The sequence below is a fragment of the Cognatiluteimonas weifangensis genome (assembly GCF_003416885.1).
In the GTDB taxonomy this organism is placed as follows: domain Bacteria; phylum Pseudomonadota; class Gammaproteobacteria; order Xanthomonadales; family Xanthomonadaceae; genus Cognatiluteimonas; species Cognatiluteimonas weifangensis.
The window spans coordinates 232691-255756 of sequence record NZ_QVPD01000004.1 but is presented as its reverse complement, the minus strand read 5'-3'; the positions used below and the strand labels follow the sequence as shown (position 1 = coordinate 255756).

Annotated in this window: 18 protein-coding genes; 15 read left to right on the top strand and 3 right to left on the bottom strand. The window is 71.0% G+C overall.

All coding sequences use genetic code 11. From position 1 onward, the window contains the following. Positions 1-23: 23 nt before the first annotated feature. Positions 24-422 (bottom strand): outer membrane protein assembly factor BamE, encoded by a 399-nt coding sequence (locus tag D0Y53_RS05880; RefSeq protein WP_117202273.1) that lies wholly within the window; start codon positions 420-422, stop codon positions 24-26. A gap of 105 nt (positions 423-527) precedes the next feature. Between D0Y53_RS05880 and fur the strand changes: the two genes are divergently transcribed. After that, positions 528-929 carry a ferric iron uptake transcriptional regulator gene (fur, locus tag D0Y53_RS05875; protein WP_117202272.1) on the top strand — a complete coding sequence of 134 codons (402 nt, stop codon included), beginning with the start codon at positions 528-530 and terminating at the stop codon, positions 927-929. Between the two features lie 215 nt (positions 930-1144). Here fur and recN read toward each other — a convergent pair whose 3' ends face one another. Beyond that, positions 1145-2827 carry a DNA repair protein RecN gene (gene recN / locus D0Y53_RS05870; RefSeq protein WP_117202271.1) on the bottom strand — a complete coding sequence of 561 codons (1683 nt, stop codon included), beginning with the start codon at positions 2825-2827 and terminating at the stop codon, positions 1145-1147. Between the two features lie 95 nt (positions 2828-2922). On the opposite strand from recN, the gene hrcA reads away from it, so the two are divergent. The 10 genes from hrcA (at position 2923) to recJ (ending at position 16604) form a co-directional block, all read left to right on the top strand. After that, positions 2923-3996: a heat-inducible transcriptional repressor HrcA gene (hrcA, locus tag D0Y53_RS05865; protein WP_117202270.1), complete on the top strand. Its 1074-nt coding sequence runs from the start codon at positions 2923-2925 to the stop codon at positions 3994-3996. 135 nt (positions 3997-4131) lie between these two features. Further along, positions 4132-4641, top strand: coding sequence for a nucleotide exchange factor GrpE (gene grpE, locus D0Y53_RS05860; RefSeq protein ID WP_117202269.1), 510 nt, complete (start codon positions 4132-4134; stop codon positions 4639-4641). Between the two features lie 168 nt (positions 4642-4809). After that, positions 4810-6738, top strand: a complete 1929-nt coding sequence (gene dnaK, locus D0Y53_RS05855; protein ID WP_117202268.1) for a molecular chaperone DnaK — start codon at positions 4810-4812, stop codon at positions 6736-6738. A 116-nt stretch (positions 6739-6854) separates the two neighbouring features. Further along, a complete protein-coding gene (gene dnaJ, locus D0Y53_RS05850) occupies positions 6855-7982 on the top strand; it encodes a molecular chaperone DnaJ (RefSeq protein ID WP_117202267.1) in 1128 nt (375 codons plus the stop codon). 75 nt (positions 7983-8057) lie between these two features. Beyond that, complete coding sequence (dapB, locus tag D0Y53_RS05845) at positions 8058-8768, top strand: 4-hydroxy-tetrahydrodipicolinate reductase (protein WP_117202266.1); 711 nt, start codon at positions 8058-8060, stop codon at positions 8766-8768. 176 nt (positions 8769-8944) lie between these two features. Continuing rightward, the gene (gene carA / locus D0Y53_RS05840) at positions 8945-10069 is read left to right on the top strand and encodes a glutamine-hydrolyzing carbamoyl-phosphate synthase small subunit (protein ID WP_117202265.1); all 1125 of its coding nucleotides are present in this window, start codon (positions 8945-8947) and stop codon (positions 10067-10069) included. A gap of 1 nt (position 10070) precedes the next feature. Next, positions 10071-13313, top strand: coding sequence for a carbamoyl-phosphate synthase large subunit (gene carB, locus D0Y53_RS05835; RefSeq protein WP_117202264.1), 3243 nt, complete (start codon positions 10071-10073; stop codon positions 13311-13313). Between the two features lie 93 nt (positions 13314-13406). After that, positions 13407-13871, top strand: coding sequence for a transcription elongation factor GreA (greA, locus tag D0Y53_RS05830; RefSeq protein WP_465252456.1), 465 nt, complete (start codon positions 13407-13409; stop codon positions 13869-13871). 7 nt (positions 13872-13878) lie between these two features. Next, positions 13879-14859 carry a phosphoglycerate mutase gene (locus D0Y53_RS05825; protein ID WP_117202262.1) on the top strand — a complete coding sequence of 327 codons (981 nt, stop codon included), beginning with the start codon at positions 13879-13881 and terminating at the stop codon, positions 14857-14859. Then, positions 14856-16604, top strand: coding sequence for a single-stranded-DNA-specific exonuclease RecJ (gene recJ / locus D0Y53_RS05820; protein WP_386724097.1), 1749 nt, complete (start codon positions 14856-14858; stop codon positions 16602-16604). The genes D0Y53_RS05825 and recJ overlap by 4 nt, the downstream gene beginning before the upstream one ends. A 61-nt stretch (positions 16605-16665) precedes the next feature. Here recJ and D0Y53_RS05815 read toward each other — a convergent pair whose 3' ends face one another. Continuing rightward, complete coding sequence (locus tag D0Y53_RS05815; protein ID WP_117202261.1) at positions 16666-17871, bottom strand: acyltransferase family protein; 1206 nt, start codon at positions 17869-17871, stop codon at positions 16666-16668. Positions 17872-18023: 152 nt separating this feature from the next. On the opposite strand from D0Y53_RS05815, the gene D0Y53_RS05810 reads away from it, so the two are divergent. The 4 genes from D0Y53_RS05810 (at position 18024) to D0Y53_RS05795 (ending at position 23059) form a co-directional block, all read left to right on the top strand. After that, a complete protein-coding gene (locus tag D0Y53_RS05810; RefSeq protein WP_117202260.1) occupies positions 18024-18926 on the top strand; it encodes a LytTR family DNA-binding domain-containing protein in 903 nt (300 codons plus the stop codon). Between the two features lie 119 nt (positions 18927-19045). Then, positions 19046-20174 (top strand): peptide chain release factor 2 gene (gene prfB / locus D0Y53_RS05805; protein WP_199492003.1). Its coding sequence is split into 2 segments (ribosomal slippage): positions 19046-19120 and positions 19122-20174, totalling 1128 coding nucleotides; the frame shifts between segments, so codons are not numbered across the junction. Positions 20175-20288: 114 nt separating this feature from the next. Next, a complete protein-coding gene (lysS, locus tag D0Y53_RS05800; RefSeq protein WP_117202258.1) occupies positions 20289-21806 on the top strand; it encodes a lysine--tRNA ligase in 1518 nt (505 codons plus the stop codon). A 149-nt stretch (positions 21807-21955) separates the two neighbouring features. Continuing rightward, positions 21956-23059, top strand: coding sequence for a response regulator (locus tag D0Y53_RS05795; RefSeq protein WP_117202257.1), 1104 nt, complete (start codon positions 21956-21958; stop codon positions 23057-23059). Positions 23060-23066: the final 7 nt, after the last annotated feature.

The following is a 23066-nucleotide window of genomic DNA, read 5'->3' as shown; positions in this document are numbered from 1 at the left end:
CACGGCGGGGACGACGGGGCCGGCTAGCGGCCCTTCTTCTTGTCGTCCTTGGACAGGTTGCCGTATTGGGCCATCCGCACGGCCAGCGCCTGGTCCTGTTCCGGGAAGTACTCGCCCTCCCACCTGCTGACCACGCCGTTGTCGAACCAGACCGTGAAGGTCTTGACTTCGATGTGGCCGAGGCGGTCGGTGCGCTCGCTGGCGGTGTAGTCCCAGCGGTCGTGGTGGAAGGGATCGGCGATCGACGGCGTGCCCAGCAGCGCCTGCACCTGCTGCATGCTCATGCCCGCCTGCAACTGCTCCACGGCCGTTTGTTCCATCAGGTTGCCCTGGTAGATCGGCTGCTTGTACAGGATGCCGCAGCCGGCGGTGGAGAGCGCCACCAGGGCGGCAAGCGTGAGGGGCAGGGGGAGCTGGCGCATGCGGGATTCGCGGAAGTGGGAAATCCGACCGATAATACACGCAAGCCCCGATCCGTAACCGCGCCCAGCCTGCCGGGCACGGCCACGAGAGAACCAGGAGCCACCATGGAACTGCACGAGCTGCGCAAGGCCGGACTCAAGGTCACTCATCCGCGGATGCGGATCCTCGCATTGCTCGACCAGATCAAGCCGCGGCACATGACCGCCGAGGACATCTACCGGCAACTGCTCGAGCAGGGCGACGAGATCGGGCTGGCCACGGTGTACCGGGTGCTGACCCAGTTCGAGGCCGCGGGGCTGGTGCTCAAGCACAACTTCGAGGGCGGACACGCGGTGTACGAGCTGGACCGCGGCGAGCACCACGACCACATGGTCGACGTGGACAGCGGCAAGGTCATCGAATTCCACAGCGAGGAAATCGAGCAGCTGCAGCACAAGATCGCGGCCCAGCACGGCTACCGGATCGAGGACCACGCGCTGGTGCTGTACGTGCGCAAGCAGCGCTGACGCCATTCCCCGCCATGCGGGGAGAGGAACGGCTTCGCGCAGCGAAGCAGGGTGGGGGGTGCGTGTTCAACCCCTGTCGAAAAGCGGCACCCCTCATCCGCCCTTCGGGCACGTTACATCGGCGACATCCCTGTCGCCGACCCCCGCGGGGCGGCTGCGCCGTGCAAATCGGCATCCTGCCGATTTGAGCTCCCCGCAAGCGGGTAGAAGGGAAATCACCCCGCGTCGCGCAGCAGCCGGCGGGCCGCGGCGCGGGCCTCCTTGCCGACCTCCACGCCGCCGAGCATGCGCGCCAGCTCCGCCTCGCGCTGCCGGGCGTCCAGCAGCTGCACCGCGCTCTGGGTCATGCCCGAGCGCTCGGCCTTGCTGACCGCGTAGTGCGTATGGCCCTGCGCCGCGACCTGCGGCAGGTGGGTCACGCACAGCGTCTGGCGGGTGGCCCCCAGCGCGCGCAGCTTCTGTCCGACGATCTGCGCGACCGCGCCGCCGATGCCCGAATCGACCTCGTCGAACACCATCGTCGGCACCGCGTCCAGGCCCAGCGCGGCGACCTCGATCGCCAGGCTGATGCGCGACAGCTCGCCGCCCGACGCCACCTTGCGCAGCGGCCGCGGCGGCTGCCCGGCATTGGCGGCGACCAGGAATTCGACCCGTTCGGCGCCCTGCGGATCGGGGCGGCCTTCGGGGGCCTGCGCATCGGTCGTGGGCTCCAGCGCGACCTCGAAGCGGCCGCCGCCCATGCCCAGCTCGGCGATCAGCGCGGTGGTCGCCTGCGACAGGGCCGCAGCGGCGCGACCGCGGACGGCGCTCAGGGCCTGCGCCGCGGTCCGCCAGTGCGCCGCCGCGGCTGCGATCTCCGCGTCCAGCACGCGCGCGCGCTTGCCGGCGCCCCGCAGCGCGTCGAGTTCGGCGTCGAGGGCATCGCGCTGCGCGGCCAGGCCTTCCGGCGCGGTCCGGTGCTTGCGCGCGAGCTCGTGCAGGCGGGCGAGGCGGCGGTCGAGCGCGTCGAAGGCGGCCGGGTCCAGGTCCAGGTCGGCGCGGACCTGGTCCAGCAGCGCCAGCGCCTCGTCCAGCTGGATCGCGGCCGAATCGAGCATCGCGTCGACCTCGCCCAGCCGCGGTTCGTGCTCGCGCTGGCGCGCCAGCTCGGCGCGGACCTGCTGCAGCTGCCGGCCGAGCGCCGGGCCGTCGTCGTCGCCCAGGCGGGCCAGGGCGCTGTCGCAAGCGCCGATCAGGGCCGCCGAGTGCGCGTGGCGGCGATGCGCGGCGACCAGCTCGGCGATGGCTTCGGGTTCCAGCGCCTCGCGCTGCAGTTCCTCCAGCTGGTGTTCCAGCCAGTCGATGCGCTCGCCGACGTCGCCCTGCCGCGCCAGCGCGTCGCGCTCGCGCAGCAGCACGCTCCAGGCCTGCGCCGCCGCGCGCACGGCGGCCAGTTCGGCGTCGCTGCGGCCGTAGGCGTCCAGCAACGCCAGCTGGCTGGCCCGCGACAGCAGCGCCTGGTGCTCGTGCTGGCCGTGGATCTCGACCAGGCATTGCGCCAGCGCGCCCAGCTGCGCCAGGGTCGCCGGGCGGCCGTTGATCCAGGCGCGCGAGCCGCCGTCGGCACGCAGGGTGCGGCGCAGCTGGCAGTCGTCGCCGTCGTCGAACTCGGCTTCGCGCAGCCAGGCCTGCGCCGCCGGGGCGTCGCCCAGGTCGAAGGCGGCGACCAGCTCGGCGCGTTCGGCGCCGTGGCGGACCACGCCGCTGTCGGCGCGCAGCCCGGAGAGGAAGCCCAGGGCATCCACCAGCAGCGATTTGCCGGCGCCGGTTTCCCCGGAAATGACGGTCAGGCCCGGCCCGAACTCCAGTTCGGCGCTGGCGACCACGGCGAAGTCGCGGATGGCAAGGCGGGTCAGCATCGCAATAGCCTAAGAGATTGCGGTCGCAAACGCTGCGCCGGCCCGGCCGCCGCCGACGACTTGCGCCGGCCGGCGCCCGGGCCTATATCCACCCCATGGCCCGCGTCTTCGCCGACGACAACACCCTGGACCCGCGTGCGCGGCAATTGCTGCGCACGCTGATCGCGCGCTACATCCGCGACGGCGAGCCGGTCGGCTCGCAGACCCTGGCGCGGCATGCGGGGCTGGACGTGAGCCCGGCGACGATCCGCAACATCCTCGCCGACCTGGAGGAGATCGGCCTGCTGAGCTCGCCGCACACCTCGGCCGGGCGGGTGCCCACCGCGCAGGGCTACCGCGTGTTCGTCGACTCGCTGCTGCGGCTGCGGCCGCTGCCCGAGGGCGAGATGGCGCGGCTGCGGCAGGAGCTGCCGGCCGGCGGCGGCACCCAGGCGCTGCTGGGCAACGCCTCGGAACTGCTGTCGGCGATGAGCCGGTTCGTCGGCGTGGTCAGCGTGCCGCGGCGCGAGCAGTTTGCCTTCCGCCACATCGACTTCGTGCCGCTGGACGCGCAGCGGGTGCTGGCGATCCTGGTGTTCGCCGACAACGACGTGCAGAACCGCATCATCCGCACCCGCCGCGCGTTCGACGCGGGCGAGCTGGAGCGGGTGTCCAACTACCTCAACCGGCACTTCGCCGGACACCCGCTGGCGGACATCCGCAGCGCCTTGCTGCACGAGCTCCAGGCCGCGCGCAGCGAGATGGAAACCCTGCTGGCGCACAGCGTCGAGCTGGCCGAGCAGGCCCTGGGCGCGGGCGAGGAGGGCGGCGATGACACGCTCAGCGAAGGCATGGTGCTCGCCGGCCAGACCCGGCTGATGGCGGTGCAGGACCTGTCGGACCTGGAGCGCCTGCGCGAGCTGTTCGAGGCGTTCGCCCGCAAGCGCGAGATCCTGCAGCTGCTGGAGCGGACCATGCGCGCCCCCGGGGTGCGCATCTTCATCGGCGAGGAGACCGGGCTGGCGCCGCTGGAGGGCATGTCGCTGGTGACCGCGCCGTACGCCGCCGGCGACCGCACGCTGGGCGTGCTCGGCGTGATCGGGCCCTCGCGGATGGCCTACGACCGGGTCATCCCGGTGGTCCAGGCCGCAGCCGAGGTACTCGGCGCGGCGCTGAAGACCCCGGCCTGAACGGCGCCGGCAGACTCAGGCGACCGGACGGTCCCGGCGCGGCCCGGGTTGAAACCTGCCGCGGAGGCCCTAATACCTGCCGGATGAGCGCGGCATGGGTGCCGCGGACGGATGCCGAGCATGAGCAATACACCGATGCAGGACGCCGGGGCGGCGGGCGCGGCCGAGGAGGCCGAGGTCGACAACCCGCTGGCCGCCGAATTGGAGGCCCTGCGGGGCGAGGTCGAGCAGCTGCGCGCCGAGTCGCTGCGCGAACGCGCCGACCTGGACAACCAGCGCAAGCGCCTGGCGCGCGAGCTCGAGAACGCGCGCCGCTTCGCCAACGAGCGCCTGCTGAGCGAACTGCTGCCGCTGTTCGACAGCATGGAAGCGGGCCTGGCCGCCGCGGCCCCGGCCGACCCGCTGCGCGAGGGCCTGGAGCTGACCCTGCGCCAGCTGCACCGGATCGCCGCCGGCAACGGCCTCACCGAGGTCGCGCCGGCGCCGGGCGACAGCTTCGACCCCGAACGCCACCAGGCGATGAGCATGATCGAGACCGGCGACGTGCCGCCCGGCAGCATCGCGCAGCTGTTCCAGAAGGGCTACGCGCTGAACGAGCGGCTGCTGCGGCCGGCGCTGGTGGTGGTGGCGCAGCACGGGGATTGACCCGCTTTCGCAGGGGCGGCGCCAGCCGCGACCGACCGCCGGGCCGACCGCGAGCCACAGCGCTCCCGCAGCAAAACCGGCCGCTTGAACTGCATCGACCGGCCCCCAGATAACGACCATCGGCGGTTGCGCCGCCACCCAGACAACGTATCGAGAGGGAGCACCATCATGGGCAAGATCATCGGCATCGACCTCGGCACGACCAACTCGTGCGTGGCGGTCATGGAGGGCGGCAAGGCCCGCGTCATCGAGAACAGCGAAGGCGACCGCACCACGCCGTCGATCGTCGCCTGGACCAAGGACGGCGAGGTCCTGGTCGGCGCCTCGGCCAAGCGCCAGGCGGTCACCAACCCCAAGAACACCTTCTACGCGGTCAAGCGCCTGATCGGCCGCAAGTTCACCGACACCGAGGTGCAGAAGGACCTCGGCCTGGTGCCGTACGCGGTCACCCAGCACGACAACGGCGACGCCTGGGTGGCGCTGGCCGACGGCAAGAAGATGGCGCCGCAGGAAGTCTCGGCCAAGGTGCTGGAGAAGATGAAGAAGACCGCCGAGGCCTACCTCGGCGAGACCGTCACCGAGGCCGTGATCACGGTGCCGGCCTACTTCAACGACTCCCAGCGCCAGGCGACCAAGGACGCCGGCCGCATCGCCGGCCTCGACGTCAAGCGCATCATCAACGAGCCGACCGCGGCCGCGCTGGCCTACGGCATGGACAAGAAGGGCGGCGACCGCAAGATCGCGGTCTACGACCTGGGCGGCGGCACCTTCGACGTGTCGATCATCGAGATCGCCTCGGTCGACGCCGAGATGCAGGTCGAAGTGCTGTCCACCAACGGCGACACCTTCCTCGGCGGCGAGGACTTCGACAAGCGCGTGATCGACTACCTGGTGGAGGAATTCCAGAAGGACCAGGGCATCGACCTGCGCAAGGACCCGCTGGCCCTGCAGCGCCTGAAGGACGCGGCCGAGCGCGCCAAGATCGAGCTCTCCGGCGCGCAGCAGACCGAGGTCAACCTGCCGTATGTGACCGCCGACGCTTCCGGCCCCAAGCACCTGAACATCAAGCTCACCCGGGCCAAGCTCGAAGCGCTGGTGGACGACCTGATCCGCAAGACCATCGAGCCGTGCCGGATCGCGCTCAACGACGCCGGCCTGCGCGCCAGCGACATCAACGAGGTGATCCTGGTCGGCGGCCAGACCCGCATGCCGAAGGTGCAGCAGGCGGTCGGCGAGTTCTTCGGCAAGGACCCGCGCAAGGACGTCAATCCGGACGAGGCGGTGGCGATCGGCGCCGCGATCCAGGGCGGCGTGCTGGCCGGCGACGTCAAGGACGTGCTGCTGCTCGACGTGACCCCGCTGAGCCTGGGCATCGAGACCCTGGGCGGCGTGTTCACCAAGATCATCGAGAAGAACACCACCATCCCGACCAAGGCCTCGCAGACCTTCAGCACCGCCGAGGACAACCAGTCCGCGGTCACCGTGCACGTGCTGCAGGGCGAGCGCGAGCAGGCCCGCTACAACAAGTCGCTGGCCAAGTTCGACCTCGCCGGGATCGAGCCGGCGCCGCGCGGCATGCCGCAGGTGGAGGTGTCCTTCGACATCGACGCCAACGGCATCCTGCACGTGTCGGCCAAGGACAAGAAGACCGGCAAGGAGCAGAAGGTCGAGATCAAGGCCGGCTCCGGCCTGTCGGACGACGAGATCCAGCGCATGGTCGCCGACGCCGAGTCGCACCGTGAGGAGGACAAGAAGTTCCACGAGCTGGTGCAGGCGCGCAACCACGCCGACGCCCTGATCCACACCGCGCGCAGCGCGATCAAGGACAGCGGCGACAAGGTCGGCGGCGAGGTGATCGGCCGCACCGAGGGTGCGATCGCCGAGCTGGAGACCGCGATGAAGGGCGACGACAAGGCGCAGATCGAGGCCAAGTCCAAGGCACTGGAGGAGGCCGCGCAGTCGCTGTTCGCCGCCGCGGCCGCCGCCGCGCAGCCGGCCGGCGGCGAGCAGGCTGCCGGCGGCGAAGGCGCGCCGCGCAACGAGGACGTGGTCGACGCCGAGTTCACCGAAGTCAAGGACGACGACAAGCAGGCCTGACCGGTCGGCCTGCCGCTACCGGCAGGCCGCGTCGAACACTGGACCGGTGTATACCGGTGTATCGACGGGCAGGCGCCGCGCCTGCCCGTCGCCTTTAGGGGAGCGGCTGTCCGCGCATGAGCAAACGCGATTACTACGAGATCCTGGGCGTGGCCCGCACCGCCTCTGCCGAGGAGCTGAAAAAGGCCTACCGGCGCTGCGCGATGAAGTACCACCCTGACCGCAATCCGGGCGACGCGGCAGCGGTGGAGTCGTTCAAGGAGTGCAAGGAAGCCTACGAAGTGCTGTCGGAGCCGGGCAAGCGCCGGCTCTACGACGCCCACGGCCATGCCGCCTTCGAGCAGGGCATGGGCGGCGCCGGCCCGGGACCCGGATTCGGCGACATGGGCGACATCTTCGGCGACATCTTCGGCAATATCTTCGGTGGCGGCGGCCCCGGGCGCGGCCCGCGCCGCGGCGCCGACATCGGCTACGTGATGGAGCTGGACCTGGAGGACGCCGTCGCCGGCGTCGAGAAGCGCATCGAGATCCCCACGCTGGCGGCCTGCGCGCCGTGCAAGGGCACCGGCTCGGCCGACGGCCGGCTCGAGACCTGCGCCACCTGCCACGGCCGCGGCCAGATCCGCATGCAGCGCGGCATCTTCACCATGCAGCAGCCGTGCCCGCATTGCGGCGGCCGTGGCCAGACTATCGCCAACCCCTGTCCCGAATGCCACGGCAACGGCCGGGTCGAGGAGGAGAAGGTGCTGTCGGTGAAGATCCCCGCCGGGGTCGACAACGGCGACCGCATCCGCCTGGCGGGCGAGGGCGAAGCCGGCCCGGCCGGGACCGCGCCCGGCGATCTGTACGTCGAGGTCCGGGTGCGCCCGCACGCGATCTTCGTGCGCGACGGCGACGACCTGCACTGCGACGTGCCGATCCGGATCGCGCAGGCGGCGCTGGGCGACAGCGTGCGCGTGCCCACGCTCGGCGGCGAGGCCGAAATCCGGATCCCGGCCGAGACCCAGACCGGCAAGGTGTTCCGCCTGCGCGACAAGGGCGTCAAGTCGGTGCGCAGCCGCAAGCCCGGCGACCTGTACTGCAAGGTGGTGGTGGAGACGCCGGTCAACCTCACCAACGAGCAGCGCGCGCTGCTGGAGCAGTTCGAGGCCACCTTCGTCGGTGAGGGCGCGCGCCGGCATTCGCCCAAGTCGAGCACGTTCCTCGACGGAGTCAAGGGCTTCTGGGACCGCATGGTGTCGTAGCCGGCTGCGGCGGCCGCGCCCGCCGCCCGCCCGCCCGGCTTGTCGCGCGCCGGCCGCCCGGCTAGCCTGCCGGCCATGAGCGAGCCGATCCGGGTGTTGATCCACGGCGCTTCCGGGCGCATGGGCCGGGCGCTGCTGCGGCTGTGCGCGCAGGCACCGGTGCTGGCGGTGGCCGGCGCGGTGTCGCGCAAGCCTGCGCAGCGGGTGATCGACGGCGTGCCGCAATTCGCCGCCAGCGAACTGTCCGGGGTGCCGGCGTTCGACGTCGCCATCGACTTCAGCCGCCCGGAGGCCTTCGACCGCGTCCTCGCCCTGTGCGTGGAGCGCGGCGTGGCGCTGGTGTCGGGCACCACCGGGCTGGGCGAGGACCAGCGCGACGCGTTGCAGGCCGCCGGCGCGCGCATCCCGGTGCTGTGGGCCGCCAATTTCAGCCTCGGCGTGGCGGTGCTGGCGGAACTGGTCGAACGCGCCGCGCACGCGTTGCAAGGCTGGGACTGCGACATCGTCGAGGCGCACCACGCCGGCAAGCAGGACGCGCCCTCGGGCACCGCGCTGGCGCTGGGCGCCGCCGCCGGCCGGGGCGGGGCGCAGCCGCGCTATGCCTCGCTGCGCGCCGGCGACATCGTCGGCGAGCACACGGTGCAGTTCGCCACCGTCGGCGAGCGCATCGAACTGGTGCATCGCGCGAGCAGCCGCGACATCTTCGCCCGCGGCGCGCTGCATGCGGCCACGCGCCTGGCGGCGCGCGCGCCGGGGCTGTACCGGCTGGCCGACCTGGTCGCCTGAACGCCGCGGCGCTGGCGCCCGGTCGTTCGCGTCGGTAGAATTCCCGCTCGCCCTGATTCCCCGATCTGGCACGTCCCGCCAGCACGGACCGGTTGACCACCGCGTCCGCGCTTTGCTGCAACCTGCGCATTCGCAGGCGCTGGCGGCGACGGATCACCATAGCCAAGGCGACGCCCGTGACCCAGCCCGCAATCCTCGCGCTCGAAGACGGCACCGTGTTCGAGGGCGATTCCGTCGGCGCGCCCGGCCTGGCGGTCGGCGAGGTGGTGTTCAACACCGCCATGACCGGCTACCAGGAGATCCTCACCGACCCGTCCTACGCCCGCCAACTGGTCACGCTGACCTACCCGCACATCGGCAACACCGGCTGCAACGCCGCCGACGACGAATCCACCCGCGCCTGGGCCGCCGGCCTGATCGTGCGCGACGTGCCGCGGCGGCCGTCGAACTGGCGCAACCAGGTCGCGCTGCCGCAGTGGCTGCGCGAGCGCAACGTGGTCGCCATCAGCGGCATCGACACCCGCAAGCTGACCCGCATCCTGCGCGACCGCGGCGCGCAGCACGCCGCGCTGGCGGCCGGCGAGGACATCGACGTCGATGCCGCGATCGAGGCCGCGCGCAAGTTCCCCGGCCTCCAGGGCATGGACCTGGCCAAGGTCGTGTCCACGGCGCAGGCCCACCCGTGGCGCGACGGCCGGCTCGATCTCGATGCCAACGCCTTCGTCCGGGTCGAGCCGAAATACCGCGTCGTGGTCTACGACTTCGGCGTCAAGCACACCATCCTGCGCATGCTCGCCGAGCGCGGCTGCGAGGTGACCGTGGTGCCGGCGCAGACCGGCGCCGCCGAGGCGCTGGCGCTGCGGCCCGACGGCATCTGCCTGTCCAACGGTCCGGGCGACCCGGCCGCCTGCGATTACGCGATCGCCGCCACCCGCGAGTTCGTCGCCAAGCGGATCCCGCTGTACGGCATCTGCCTGGGCCACCAGCTGCTGGGTCTGGCGATCGGCGCCCGCACCGTGAAGATGAAATTTGGCCACCACGGCGCCAACCACCCGGTGATCGACCTCGACACGGGGCGCGTGCTGATCACCAGCCAGAACCACGGCTTCGCGGTCGACGAGGCGAGCCTGCCCGGCAACGCCCGCGTCACCCACCGCTCGCTGTTCGACGGCTCCAACCAGGGCATCGCGCTGACCGACGCTCCGGCGTTCTCGTTCCAGGGCCATCCCGAGGCGAGCCCCGGGCCGCACGACGTGGCCTACCTCTTCGATCGTTTCATTGCGTCCATGGAGGCGCGCTGACATGCCCAAGCGCACCGACATCAAGACCGTGCTGATCATCGGCGCCGGCCCGATCGTGATCGGCCAGGCCTGCGAGTTCGACTACTCCGGCGCGCAGGCCTGCAAGGCGCTGCGCGAGGAAGGTTTCCGCGTGGTGCTGGTCAACTCCAACCCGGCCACGATCATGACCGATCCGGACATGGCCGACGCGGTCTACATCGAGCCGATCAACTGGCAGTCGCTCGAGAAGATCATCGCCAAGGAGAAACCCGACGCGCTGTTGCCGACGATGGGCGGGCAGACCGCGCTCAACTGCGCGCTCGACCTCGCCGACCACGGCGTGCTGGAGCACTACGGGGTCGAGTTGATCGGCGCCTCGCGCGATGCGATCCGGATGGCCGAGGACCGCGAGCTGTTCAAGCAGGCAATGTCGGAGATCGGGCTGGAAAGCCCGAAGTCGGAAGTCGCGCGCAGCTTCGAGCAGGCGCTCGACATCCAGACCCGGCTCGGCTATCCGACCATCATCCGCCCGAGCTTCACCCTCGGCGGCACCGGCGGCGGCATCGCCTACAACAGGGAAGAGTTCGAGGAGATCGTCAAGCGCGGACTCGAGCTCTCGCCCACCCATGAAGTGCTGATCGACGAATCGGTGCTGGGCTGGAAAGAATTCGAGATGGAGGTGGTCCGCGACCACGCGGACAACTGCATCATCGTCTGCTCGATCGAGAACCTGGATCCGATGGGTGTGCACACCGGCGACTCGATCACCGTCGCTCCGGCGCAGACCCTGACCGACAAGGAATACCAGCGCCTGCGCGACGCCTCGATCGCGGTGCTGCGCAAGATCGGCGTCGACACCGGCGGCTCCAACGTGCAGTTCGGCGTGAACGCCGAAACCGGGCGCGTGGTGGTGATCGAGATGAACCCGCGGGTATCGCGTTCCTCGGCGCTGGCCTCCAAGGCCACCGGCTTCCCGATCGCCAAGGTCGCGGCCAAGCTCGCCGTCGGCTACACCCTGGACGAGCTGAAGAACGAGATCACCGGCGGCCTGACCCCGGCCTCGTTCGAGCCGAGCATCGACTACGTCGTCACCAAGATCCCGCGCTTCGCGTTCGAGAAGTTCCCGGCCGCCGACGCGCGCCTGACCACGCAGATGAAATCCGTGGGCGAGGTGATGGCGATCGGCCGCAGCTTCCAGGAATCGCTGCAGAAGGCCCTGCGCGGGCTGGAGATCGGCAAGGTCGGACTCGACCCGACCGGCCTGGACCTGGCCGACGAAGCCGACCTGGCGACCCTGCGCCGCGAGGTCAAGGAAGCCGGCCCGGAGCGGATCTTCTACCTCGCCGACGCGTTCCGCGCGGGCATGTCGGTCGAGGACGTGCACGCGCTGTCGTTCGTCGATCCCTGGTTCCTCGACCAGATCGAGGAACTGGCGGCGGTCGAGGCCGAGGTCGCCGCCGCCGGCCTGGAGGCGCTCGACGCCAGGCGCCTGCGCGCGCTCAAGCGCCGCGGCTTCTCCGACGCCCGCCTGGCCCAGCTCACCGGCACCAGCGAATCGGCGCTGCGCGCGCTGCGCAAGGCTTTCGGCGTGCGTCCGGTGTACAAGCGCGTGGATTCCTGCGCGGGCGAGTTCGCCACCGGCACCGCCTACCTGTATTCGACCTACGAGGACGAGTGCGAGGCGGCGCCGACCGACCGCAGGAAAATCATCGTCCTCGGCGGCGGCCCCAACCGCATCGGCCAGGGCATCGAGTTCGACTACTGCTGCGTGCATGCGGCCCTCGCCCTGCGCGAGGACGGGTACGAGACCATCATGGTCAACTGCAACCCGGAAACCGTCTCCACCGACTACGACACCTCCGACCGCCTGTACTTCGAGCCGCTGACGCTGGAGGACGTGCTGGAGATCGTCGAGCTGGAGAAGCCGGTCGGGGTGATCGTGCAGTACGGCGGCCAGACTCCGCTGAAGCTGGCGCAGGCGCTGCAGGACAACGGCGTGCCGGTGATCGGCACCTCGCCGGACTCGATCGACCTGGCCGAGGACCGCGAGCGCTTCCAGCACCTGGTCGAGCAGCTGGGCCTGCGGCAGCCGCCCAACCGCACCGCGCGCAACCCGGACGAGGCGCTGGCGCTGGCGCGCGAGATCGGCTATCCGCTGGTGGTGCGCCCGAGCTACGTGCTCGGCGGCCGCGCCATGGAAGTGGTGCATTCCGACGCCGACCTGTCGCGCTACATCCGCGACGCGGTCCGGGTGTCCAACGATTCGCCGGTGCTGCTGGACCGCTTCCTCGACAACGCGGTCGAGGTCGACGTCGACGTGATCGCCGACAAGGACGGCAACGTGCTGATCGGCGGCGTCATGGAGCACATCGAGGAGGCCGGCGTGCATTCCGGCGACTCGTCCTGCTCGCTGCCGCCGTATTCGCTGCCGCAAGCGGTGCAGTCGCAGCTGCGCGAGCAGGTGGTGGCGCTGGCCCGCGCGTTGCACGTGGTCGGGCTGATGAACACCCAGTTCGCGGTGCAGGCCAACGGCGAGGGCGAAGCGGTGGTGTTCCTGCTGGAGGTCAATCCGCGCGCCTCGCGCACGGTGCCGTTCGTGTCCAAGGCCACCGGCGTGGCGCTGGCCAAGATCGCGGCGCGCTGCATGGCCGGCAGGACCCTGGCCGAGCAGGGCGCCACGGCCGAAGTCGTGCCGGAGTACTTCTCGGTCAAGGAGGCGATCTTCCCGTTCGCCAAGTTCCAGGGCGTGGACCCGATCCTCGGCCCGGAAATGCGTTCCACCGGCGAGGTGATGGGCGTGGGTCGCAGCTTCGGCGCGGCGTTCGCGCGCGCCGAGGAAGCGGCCGGCATCCGCGCGCCGGCGGCCGGCAAGGCGTTCCTCTCGGTGCGCGACCCGGACAAGACCCGGGTACTGCCGGTCGCGCACGACCTGGTGCGCCGCGGCTACCGGCTGGTGGCGACCCGGGGCACGGCGGCGTTCCTGCGCGAGCAGGGCCTGGAATGCGAGCAGGTCAACAAGGTGATCGAAGGCCGCCCGCACATCGTCGACCTGATCAAGAACGGCGAGATCGTGTACATCGTCAACACCACCGAGGGGCGGCAGGCGATCGCCGACTCGTTCTCGATCCGGCGCGAGGCGCTGCAGCAGCGCGTGACCTATTCGACCACCATCGCCGGGGCCAAGGCGCTGCTGCATTCGCTGGACTACCGCGACAGCGGCCCGGTATGGTCGCTGCAGGAACTCCACGCCGGAATCGGCGCATAGTCGGAACGGGCCGCCGCCCGCGCCCGGAACCCGGGCGTGCGGCGAGGCTTCGGGCAATACAGACGCAAAGGACATCCATTCATGCGGGCACCACTGACCACCAAGGGCGCGCAACGGCTGCGCGCGGAACTCGAGGAACTCAAGTCGGTGAAGCGGCCGGCGGTGATCGCCGCGATCGCCGAGGCGCGCGCCCACGGCGATCTCAAGGAGAACGCCGAGTACCACGCCGCGCGCGAGCAGCAGGGCTTCATCGAGGGCCGGATCAAGCAGCTCGAGGCCGAGCTGTCGCACGCGCAGGTGATCGACGTGTCCACCCTCAACGCCGGTTCCAAGGTCGTGTTCGGCGCCACCGTGGCGTTGGTGGACGCGGAGACCGACGAGGAGAAGACCTATCAGATCGTCGGCGACCTGGAGGCCGACATCAAGCAGGGCTTGATCGCGATTTCCTCGCCGGTGGCGCGCGCGCTGATCGGCAAGTACGAAGGCGACGCCATCACCATCGACGCCCCGGGCGGGCAGCGCGAATACGAGATCGCCAGCGTCCGTTACGAAGGCTGACACGACCTTGGCCTCGGCGACGCTGCTGCTGCCTGCGCGCACGCGTCTTGTCGGCGCGCCGCTGCCGGAGACCATGGCGCGCGCGCTCGGACGCGCCGACCGCCTGTCCGGCGGCGAACCCGGCGAACGCGCGCAGCTGCTGCGCCATTTCCAGTTGCTGCCGCGCGGCTGGCCGGCCGCGGCACTGACCCGCCAGATGGACGTGGGCGACGCCGCCGGGGCGCAATGGCTGCGCGCCGACCCGGCGTGGGTGCGCCCGGACATCAACGGCGCGCGCCTGTTCGCCTGCGCCGAAGGCATGCAGCTGGTCCAGGCCGACGTCGACGCATTGCTGCCGGCGCTGCGGCCGCTGTTCGGCGATCTGGGCTTTCCCATCGATGCGCCGAATCCCGCACGCTGGTACCTGCGGCTGCCGCCGGGGACGCCGTTGCCGGTGTTCGTGGCCCCGGAAGACGCGCTCGGCGCCGATTTGCTGGACTCCCTGGACGCCACCACCACCGGCGCCGATGCCGTGAGCCGGCGCTGGCGCGTGCTGCTGAACGAGGCGCAGGTGGTGCTGCACACCCACCCCTGGAACGAGCGCCGCGTCGCTGCCGGCAAGCCGCCGGTGAACTCGCTGTGGTTCTGGGGCGGCGGCCAGCTGCCCGATCACGTGTCCAGCCCCCACGCCGCGGTGCAGGCCGACGACACGCTGCTGCGGGCGCTGGCGGCGCAAGCGGGGCTGGCGCTGGCGCCGTACGCGCCGCGATTCCGCTTGCCGGCGACGGCCGCCCTGTGCGACCTGCGCGAGCTGCGCGACCCCGACGCACTGTGCGCCGACTGGCTGGCGCCGGCGCTGGACGCGCTGCGGCGCGGGGAGCTTGCGCGGCTGCAGCTGGATTTCGCCGATGGCGAGGGCTATCTGCTGCTGCGTCCGCAGCGCTGGCGGTGGTGGCGACGTCCCGTGCGGGAGTTCGCCGCCGCGCCGGCGCGGCCGACGTCGGCGTGACCGCGAGCCGCACGATCCGCCGCCGTGCGGCGGCGCCCGTCACCGGCGACTGGGGGACGATGCCGCCGCTGCTGCAGCGCCTGCACGCGGCGCGCGGCTCCAGCGATCCGGCGCAGGCGCTGCCGAAGCTGGCGCAGCTGCTGCCGCCGGATACGCTCGGCGGGCTCGACGCCGCGGTGCGGCTGCTGGACGCGGCGATCGCCGCCGACCGCCATATCGTCGTGGTCGGGGATTTCGACTGCGACGGCGCCACCGCCTGCGCGGTCGGCGTGCGCGGGCTGCGCCTGCTCGGCGCGCGCCGCGTCTCGCATGCGGTGCCCAACCGCCTGCGGCATGGCTATGGCCTGTCGCCGGGCCTGGTGGAGGACCTGGCCGCCCTGCAGCCCGAGCTGCTGGTCACCGTCGATCACGGCATCGCCTGCCATGCCGGCATCGCCGCGGCCAGGGCGCGCGGCTGGCAGGTGCTGGTCACCGATCACCACCTGCCGGGCGATGCGCTGCCGCCGGCCGACGCCATCGTCAACCCCAACCTGCGCGGCGACGCCTTCCCCAGCAAGGCGCTGGCCGGGGTCGGGGTGATGTTCTACGTGCTGCTGGCGCTGCGCCGTTACCTTTGCGATCGTCCTGATCGCGAGGATCCGACAGCGGCCATCCATGGTCGCACTGCTCGACAACACCGGCCCGACCTCTCCGCGCTGTTGGACCTGGTCGCCGTCGGCACGGTCGCCGACCTGGTGCCGCTGGACCGCAACAACCGCGCCCTGGTCGGCGCCGGCCTGCGACGTCTGCGCGCCGGGCAGGGCGGTGCCGGCCTGCGCGCCCTGATCGAAGTCGCCGGTCGCGATCCGGCCACGCTGTCGGCGGCCGACATCGGCTTTGCGCTGGCGCCGCGGCTCAACGCCGCCGGCCGCCTGGAGGACATGGCGCTGGGGATCGAATGCCTGCTCAGCGACGACCCCGGCCACGCGCGCGCACTCGCGACGACGCTGGACCGGATCAACGCCGAGCGCCGCGCCGTGCAGCAGCAGATGACCGAGGACGCCGAGCGCGCGCTGGCGCGGATCGCCCTGGACGGGACGTTGCCGCCGGCGCTGTGCCTGTTCGATCCGCAATGGCACCCGGGCGTGGTCGGGCTGGTGGCGTCCCGGCTCAAGGATCGGGTGCAGCGGCCGGTGTTCGCGTTCGCGCCGGCGCAGCCCGGCGGCGACGCGCTGCGCGGCTCGGCGCGCTCGATCCCGGGACTGCACATCCGCGACCTGCTGGCGGCGGTGGACAGCGCGCAGCCGGGCCTGATCGAGCGCTTCGGCGGCCACGCGATGGCCGCCGGCCTGAGCCTGGCCCGCGCCGCGCTGCCGCGCTTCGAGCAGGCCCTGCATCTCCAGGCCGCGCGGCTGCTGGATCCGGCGCTGCTGCAGGCCGAGCTGCTCAGCGACGGCGAGCTGCAGCCGCACGAATTCGACATTGCCCACGCCCGTCTGCTGCGCGACGGCGGCCCCTGGGGGCAGGGCTATCCCGAGCCGCTGTTCGATGGCGAATTCGCGGTCAGCGCCTGGCGCGTGGTCGGCGAGCGCCATCTCAAATTGGAACTTGACCACCACGGCCGCCGCCTCGACGCGATCGAGTTCGGTGGCTGGGACGGCACCCCGCCGCCAGGCCGCGTGCGCCTGGCCTATCGGCTGCAGCCCGACGACTATCGCGGCGGCGACGCCATCCAGCTGGTCGCCGTACACCGCGAGCCGGCTTGATCCGGCCGGAACCGGCCCGACGCATCCGGCCGGCCCGCGCAGCCGGTTCGCGCGGCGCGATTCAGCCGGCGGCCTCGACGCCGGCTTGCGGTGCCGAGGCGCGCGCGCGCAGCGTCTTCAGGCCGAACAATGGCCGCAGCCAGCCGACGCGGCGGATGAGCTCGTAGCCGAGCAGGCACGCCCCGAAGGTGGCGACGACCAGCAGCGGCCCCTCCACGGCCGGGGACAGGCCCAACGGCTGCAGGCGGTGCGCCAGCACCACGATCACCGTCTGGTGCAGGATGTAGAACGGAAACACGGCCAGGGTCAGGTAGCGCAGCAGGCGGCTATCGCGCGGTGCCAGCTGCCGGCCGAAGCCGAGGATGGCGGCGATCGTGCACCACTGGAATGCCGCCCAGATGCCGCGCTGCGCGAAACGCAGCGCGTCGGCGGGCGGATGGGCGTGGTCGAAGCGGCCGAAGTACCAGGCAATGAACGCATAGCTCATGGCCGAAATCGCCAGCGCAGGCCAGCGCAGCCGGCGCAGCCGTTCCCACACCGCATCGGCCTGCGCGATCCAGTAGCCGAGCAGGAACACCGGCAGGTACTGCGCGTGGTTGTACCAATCGTCCACCAGGGCGTGGGTGGATCCGAATCGCGGCGCCAGCGTCACCCGCGCCACGGCGAGCAGCAGCGCCGGCCACAGCAGCACGCCCCAGGCGGACGCCAGACGCGCCGCGACCCAGCCGCCGCCGCGCGCCAGCGTCCCCGGCAGCAGGCGGTGCGCGAACCACAACAGCACGCTGTAGACCCACAAGTAGGCCACGAACCACAGGTGGTTCCAGGTCGGCACGATCAGGCAGCCGTCGGCGTCGCAGAACGTGGCGTCGGCGGCGAGGTAGCGGCCCCAGAACGCCAGATAGCCATCGCCGTAGCACAGCGCCTCGACCACCTCGTAATAGGCCTGCGGCGGCACCACCACCAGCATGCCGAAAACCAGCGGCAGCAGCAGTCGTCCGCTGCGCGGGCCGAGGAAGGGGCGGTCCGGGCGCTGGAGCATGAAGGCCGTGGCCGCGCCGGAGACCAGGAACAGCAGCGCCAGCCGCCAGGGCGAGGTTGCGAGCATCAGCGGCTCGAGGGCGGCGCTGGCGAAGGGGCTTTTGACGTGCCAATCCCAGGTCACGTAGTACATGCCGACGTGGTAGAGGATCAGCAGGCCGAAAGCGAGGACGCGGATCCAGTCGAGGTCGTGGCGGCGGGTGCTGGCGGCGGGGGCGGGCGGAGTCATGGCGGGGCCGTGGATGGAGGACGCGGCCATCCTTCCCGGGCGCTCGCGGACTTGCCACGCCCGGGTGACGGGCTGCGCGGTCCACGGGACGAACCGGGGGCAGGCGGGGACGAATGCCGGAAGGCTGCGACCGCCATCGCTAGAATGCGCGCATGCCGAGCCCCGCCGCGACCGCCTACCGCCGTTTCCTGCCGTGGAAACCATGGCTGGAAGCGGGGTTCTGGCTGGCCGCCACCGCCATCAACGCGTTCGCCAACAGCGCCGTGGCGATACTGGAATACCAGCGCCGGGGCGAACCCATGGCGACCTGGGAGCCGCTGGCCTGGGAATGGTCGAGCAACCTCATGGTGCTGGCGCTGGTCCCGGCGACCGCCTGGTTCACCCGGCGCTGGGCCCTGCATTGGGACACCTGGCGCCGTCGCTGGCCCTTGTACCTGGCCGCCAGCGGTGTCTGGTCGCTGCTCCACATCGGCGGCATGGCGGCGCTGCGTCACGCCGCTTACGCCGCGCACGGCGAGCGCTACGTGTTCGGCTACTGGCCCCGCGAGATCGCGTACGAGTATCTCAAGGATCTGCGCTCGTTCCTGCTGATCGCCGGGATCATGCTCGCCTACCGCTGGTTGCTGCGCAGCTGGCAGGGCGAAGCCCGTCTGCTGGACGCGCCTGATGAAGGCGCGGCGGCGGAGCCCGTCGAGCGCCCCGAGCGCTTCCTGGTGCGCAAACTGGGGCGCGAATTCCTGGTATCGACGGCGGACATCGAATGGCTGCAGGCCGCCGGCAACTACGTCAACCTGCGTGTGCGCGGCCACGACTACCCCTTGCGCAGCACCATCGCCGGCATCCAGATGCGGCTCGACCCGGCGCGCTTCGCGCGCATCCACCGCAGCTACATCGTCAACCTCGATCAACTCGCCGCGATCGAGCCGCTGGACACCGGCGATGCCCGGGTGCACCTGAAGGACGGCACGGCGCTGCCGTGCAGCCGCCGCCACCGCGACGCGCTGCGCGAACGCGCGGGAGCGGGGGAGCCGCTGTCGGCGCGGCCGCCCGCCTAGCCCGTCCGCCGGACGCGGCCCGGGCCGGCGGATTCGCTGTGCGCACCGCGGCGTCGGCGGCCGGGGTTCCCGGTCGCGGCTGCTATCATTCGCACCCTTCCCACGTCGGCGGATCGGCAATGATCGAACTCAATCCCGTGCGCCAGCGCATCGACGACCTCCGCGGCCGGCTGGATGCGCTCAGGGGGTATCTTTGACTACGACAGCAAGGTAGAGCGGCTGGAGGAAGTCAACCGCGAGCTGGAAAGCCCCGACATCTGGAACGATTCCGCACGCGCGCAGGCGCTGGGGCGCGAGCGCTCGCTGCTGGACAAGACCGTCACCGGCATCCGCGAGCTGAGCCAGGGCCTGGTCGGTGCCGAGGAACTGCTGGAGTTGGTGGAGGCCGAGGACGACCAGGACGCCGCCAACGCCGTCGCCGCCGATGTGGAGCGCTATGCGCGCGGCGTCGACCAGCTCGAGTTCCAGCGCATGTTCTCCGGGCCGATGGACGCCAATGCCGCGTTCGTCGACATCCAGGCCGGTGCCGGCGGCACCGAGGCGCAGGACTGGGCCGAGATGCTGCTGCGCATGTACCTGCGCTGGGCCGAATCGCGCGGCTGGAAGACCGAGCTGCTGGAGGTCAGCGGCGGCGACGTCGCCGGGATCAAGTCGGCGACCTTCCGCGTGGAGGGCGACTACGCCTACGGCTGGCTCAAGACCGAGATCGGCGTGCACCGGCTGGTGCGCAAGTCGCCGTTCGACTCCGACAACCGCCGCCACACCAGCTTCACCTCGGTGTTCGTGTCGCCGGAAGTCGACGACGACATCGACATCGACATCAACCCGGCGGACCTGAAGACCGACGTCTACCGCTCTTCCGGCGCCGGCGGCCAGCACGTCAACAAGACCGAGTCCGCGGTGCGCATCACCCACGTGCCCAGCGGCGTGGTCGTGGCCTGCCAGACCGAGCGCAGCCAGCACGCCAACCGCGACCGCGCGATGAAGATGCTGGCGGCCAAGCTGTACGAGCTGGAAGTGCAGAAGCGCAATGCCGAACGCGACGCGGTGGAAGCCACCAAGTCCGACATCGGCTGGGGCAGCCAGATCCGCAACTACGTGCTCGACCAGTCCCGGATCAAGGACCTGCGCACCGGGGTGGAGCGCAGCGACACGCAGAAGGTGCTGGACGGCGACCTCGACGAGTTCATCGAGGCCAGCCTGAAATCCGGCCTGCAAGCCGGATCCAAACGCAGCGACGCCGCCTGAAGCCGTCGTCCCCGCACAAGCGGGGACCCGGCTAATCTATTCCGATCACGAGTGCAGCAAGGTGCCTGCTTTCCGCTTCCGCAGGCACGACGCGCCAGAGCAGAGCGACAAGACATGACCGACGACGCAGCCCAGCCGCCCATCGACGAAAACCACCTGATCGCCGAGCGCCGCGGCAAGCTGGCGGCGCTGCGCGCGCAGGGCGTCGCCTTTCCCAACGATTTCCGTCGCGCCGATTACGCCGGCGACCTGCAGGACGCCTATGCCGATGCACAACGCTGGACCGGCGCGGCGCTGGAAGGCGAGGGCAGGCGGGTGGCGCTGGCCGGGCGCCTGCTGGCCAAGCGGGTGATGGGCAAGGCCGCGTTCGCGCAGGTGCAGGACGTGTCCGGGCGCATCCAGCTGTTCCTGCAGGCCAACGCGCTCGGCGCGGCCTACGAGGCATTCAAGGGCTGGGACATCGGCGACATCGTCGCCGCCACCGGCACCCTGATGCGCACGAAGACCGGGGAGCTGTCGGTCAAGGCCGACGGCCTGCGGCTGCTGGTGAAGTCGTTGCGGCCGCTGCCGGACAAGTGGCACGGGCTGGCCGACGTCGAGCAGCGTTATCGTCACCGCTACGTCGACCTGATCGTGACCCCGGAGGCGCGCGAGGTCTTCGTCAAGCGTTCGCAGGTGATCGCCGCGCTGCGGCGCTGGCTCGATGCGCGCCGCTTCCTCGAGGTCGAGACCCCGATGATGCATTATCTGGCCGGCGGCGCCACCGCGCGGCCGTTCACCACCCACCACAACGCGCTGGACCTGGACCTGTTCCTGCGGGTGGCGCCGGAGCTGTACCTCAAGCGCCTGGTGGTCGGCGGCTTCGAGCGCGTCTACGAGATCAACCGCAACTTCCGCAACGAGGGCGTCAGCACCCGCCACAACCCCGAATTCACCATGCTCGAGCTGTACGAGGCCTACGCCAGCTACGAGGAGATCATGGACCTGACCGAGTCGATGATCCGCGACGTCGCCCTGGAGACGCTCGGCACCACGGCATTGCAGTGGGAAGGCAAGGCGATCGACCTGGGGCCGGGCTTCCGCCGCTGGCGGCTGGAGGAGGCGGTGCGCGAGCTCAACCCGGCCATCGGCGTCGCCGATGGCCGCGACCGCGCGGCCCTGGCCGAGCATTGCCGACGCCTGGGCATCCCGGTCAAGCCCGGCTACGGCTGGGGCAAGCTGCTGCTGGAGATCTTCGAGAAGACGGTCGAGCACAAGCTGGTGCAGCCGACCTTCATCACCCACTATCCGGTGGAAGTCTCGCCGCTGGCGCGCGAGTCCGACCGCGAGCCGGGCATCACCGACCGCTTCGAGCTGTTCATCGGCGGCAAGGAGATGGCCAACGGCTTTTCCGAGCTCAACGATCCGGAGGACCAGGCCGCGCGCTTCCGCGCCCAGGCCGAGGCCAAGGCCGGCGGCGACGACGAGGCGATGCACTACGACGCCGATTACATCCGCGCGCTGGAGGTCGGATTGCCGCCGACCGGCGGCCTCGGCGTCGGCATCGACCGCTTGGTGATGTTGTTCACGGACTCCGCTTCGATCCGGGATGTATTACTGTTCCCGTACATGCGTCCGGAAAGCCCCGCTTGAAGCCGATGCGGCGCATGCGCCGGCCAGGTCGCGGCTGACCTTGGCCCGCGTGCGCCGGTTTCTCCGTATCCAGGGCGACCGGGGCGGCTGCACGGTCCTTCCGCACCACGGCACTTGCCCGAATCCGCGCTCACGGTAAGGATACCGGCATGGCCGCGCACGGATGCCGCATGCCTCAAACCCGGGACGACAACGTGAATATCGTCATCGTCGACGACCAGACTTCAGCACGCTCGATGCTGCGCCACATCCTCGAGGACATCAGTCCGGAGCTGCAGGTGCTCGACTTCGATGCGCCGCAATCGGCGCTGGACTGGTGCGAGGGCAACCGCCCGGACCTGCTGCTGCTCGATTACCGCATGCCGGGCATCGACGGCCTGGAGTTCGCGCGCCGCTTCCGCCGCTCGCTGATGCATCGCGACGTGCCGATCGTGCTGGTCACGGTGGTGGGCGACGAGCCGGTGCGCCAGGCCGCGCTGGACGCCGGGGTCATCGACTTCCTGGTCAAGCCGATCCGCCCGCGCGAGCTGCGGGCGCGCTGCCGCAACCTGCTGCAGCTGCGGCAGCAGTCCGAGTCGGTCAAGCAGCGCGCGCTGTCGCTGGAGCAGCGATTGCTGTCGAGCATGCACGAGGTCGAGGAGCGCGAGCGCGAGACGCTGTCGCGGCTGGCGCGCGCGATCGAGTACCGCGACACCGGCACCAGCGCCTACCTGGAGCGGATGGCCCACATCGCCGGGCTGGTCGCCGAGGACCTGGGCATGTTCGAGGACGAGGTGCGGATGATCGAGCTGGCCGCGCCGCTCCACGACATCGGCAAGATCGCCATCCCCGACGCGGTGCTGATGAAGCCGGGCCCGCTCGACGAGGACGAAATCCTGGTCATGCGCCGGCACCCGCTGATCGGCCACCAGCTGCTCAACGGCAGCCAGAACCGTTTCATCCAGAAGGGCGCGGTGATCGCGCTGCGCCACCACGAGCGCTACGACGGCAGCGGCTATCCGGATGGCCTGGCGGGCGAGGCGATCCCGATCGAGGCGCGGATCGTCGCCGTCGCCGACGTGCTCGACGCATTGCTGTCGCCGCGCCCGTACAAGCCGGCCTGGGTGCTGGACGAGGCGCTGGACTATCTGCGCCGGCAGGGCGGGATCCTGTTCGATCCGCATTGCGTGGAGGCGCTGCTGCGCAGCCGCGAGCGGCTCGGCGACATCTGTCGGCGCTACTCGGCCAGCACGCCGCGGCCGGGTGTGGAATGATGCCGCA

Coding starts and splice junctions, on each gene's coding strand:
- D0Y53_RS05880 (WP_117202273.1), bottom strand. CDS start 422: ATGCGCCAGCTCCCCCTGCCCCTCACGCTTGCCGCCCTGGTGGCGCTC.
- fur (WP_117202272.1), top strand. CDS start 528: ATGGAACTGCACGAGCTGCGCAAGGCCGGACTCAAGGTCACTCATCCG.
- recN (WP_117202271.1), bottom strand. CDS start 2,827: ATGCTGACCCGCCTTGCCATCCGCGACTTCGCCGTGGTCGCCAGCGCC.
- hrcA (WP_117202270.1), top strand. CDS start 2,923: ATGGCCCGCGTCTTCGCCGACGACAACACCCTGGACCCGCGTGCGCGG.
- grpE (WP_117202269.1), top strand. CDS start 4,132: ATGCAGGACGCCGGGGCGGCGGGCGCGGCCGAGGAGGCCGAGGTCGAC.
- dnaK (WP_117202268.1), top strand. CDS start 4,810: ATGGGCAAGATCATCGGCATCGACCTCGGCACGACCAACTCGTGCGTG.
- dnaJ (WP_117202267.1), top strand. CDS start 6,855: ATGAGCAAACGCGATTACTACGAGATCCTGGGCGTGGCCCGCACCGCC.
- dapB (WP_117202266.1), top strand. CDS start 8,058: ATGAGCGAGCCGATCCGGGTGTTGATCCACGGCGCTTCCGGGCGCATG.
- carB (WP_117202264.1), top strand. CDS start 10,071: ATGCCCAAGCGCACCGACATCAAGACCGTGCTGATCATCGGCGCCGGC.
- D0Y53_RS05815 (WP_117202261.1), bottom strand. CDS start 17,871: ATGACTCCGCCCGCCCCCGCCGCCAGCACCCGCCGCCACGACCTCGAC.
- D0Y53_RS05810 (WP_117202260.1), top strand. CDS start 18,024: ATGCCGAGCCCCGCCGCGACCGCCTACCGCCGTTTCCTGCCGTGGAAA.
- lysS (WP_117202258.1), top strand. CDS start 20,289: ATGACCGACGACGCAGCCCAGCCGCCCATCGACGAAAACCACCTGATC.
- D0Y53_RS05795 (WP_117202257.1), top strand. CDS start 21,956: ATGGCCGCGCACGGATGCCGCATGCCTCAAACCCGGGACGACAACGTG.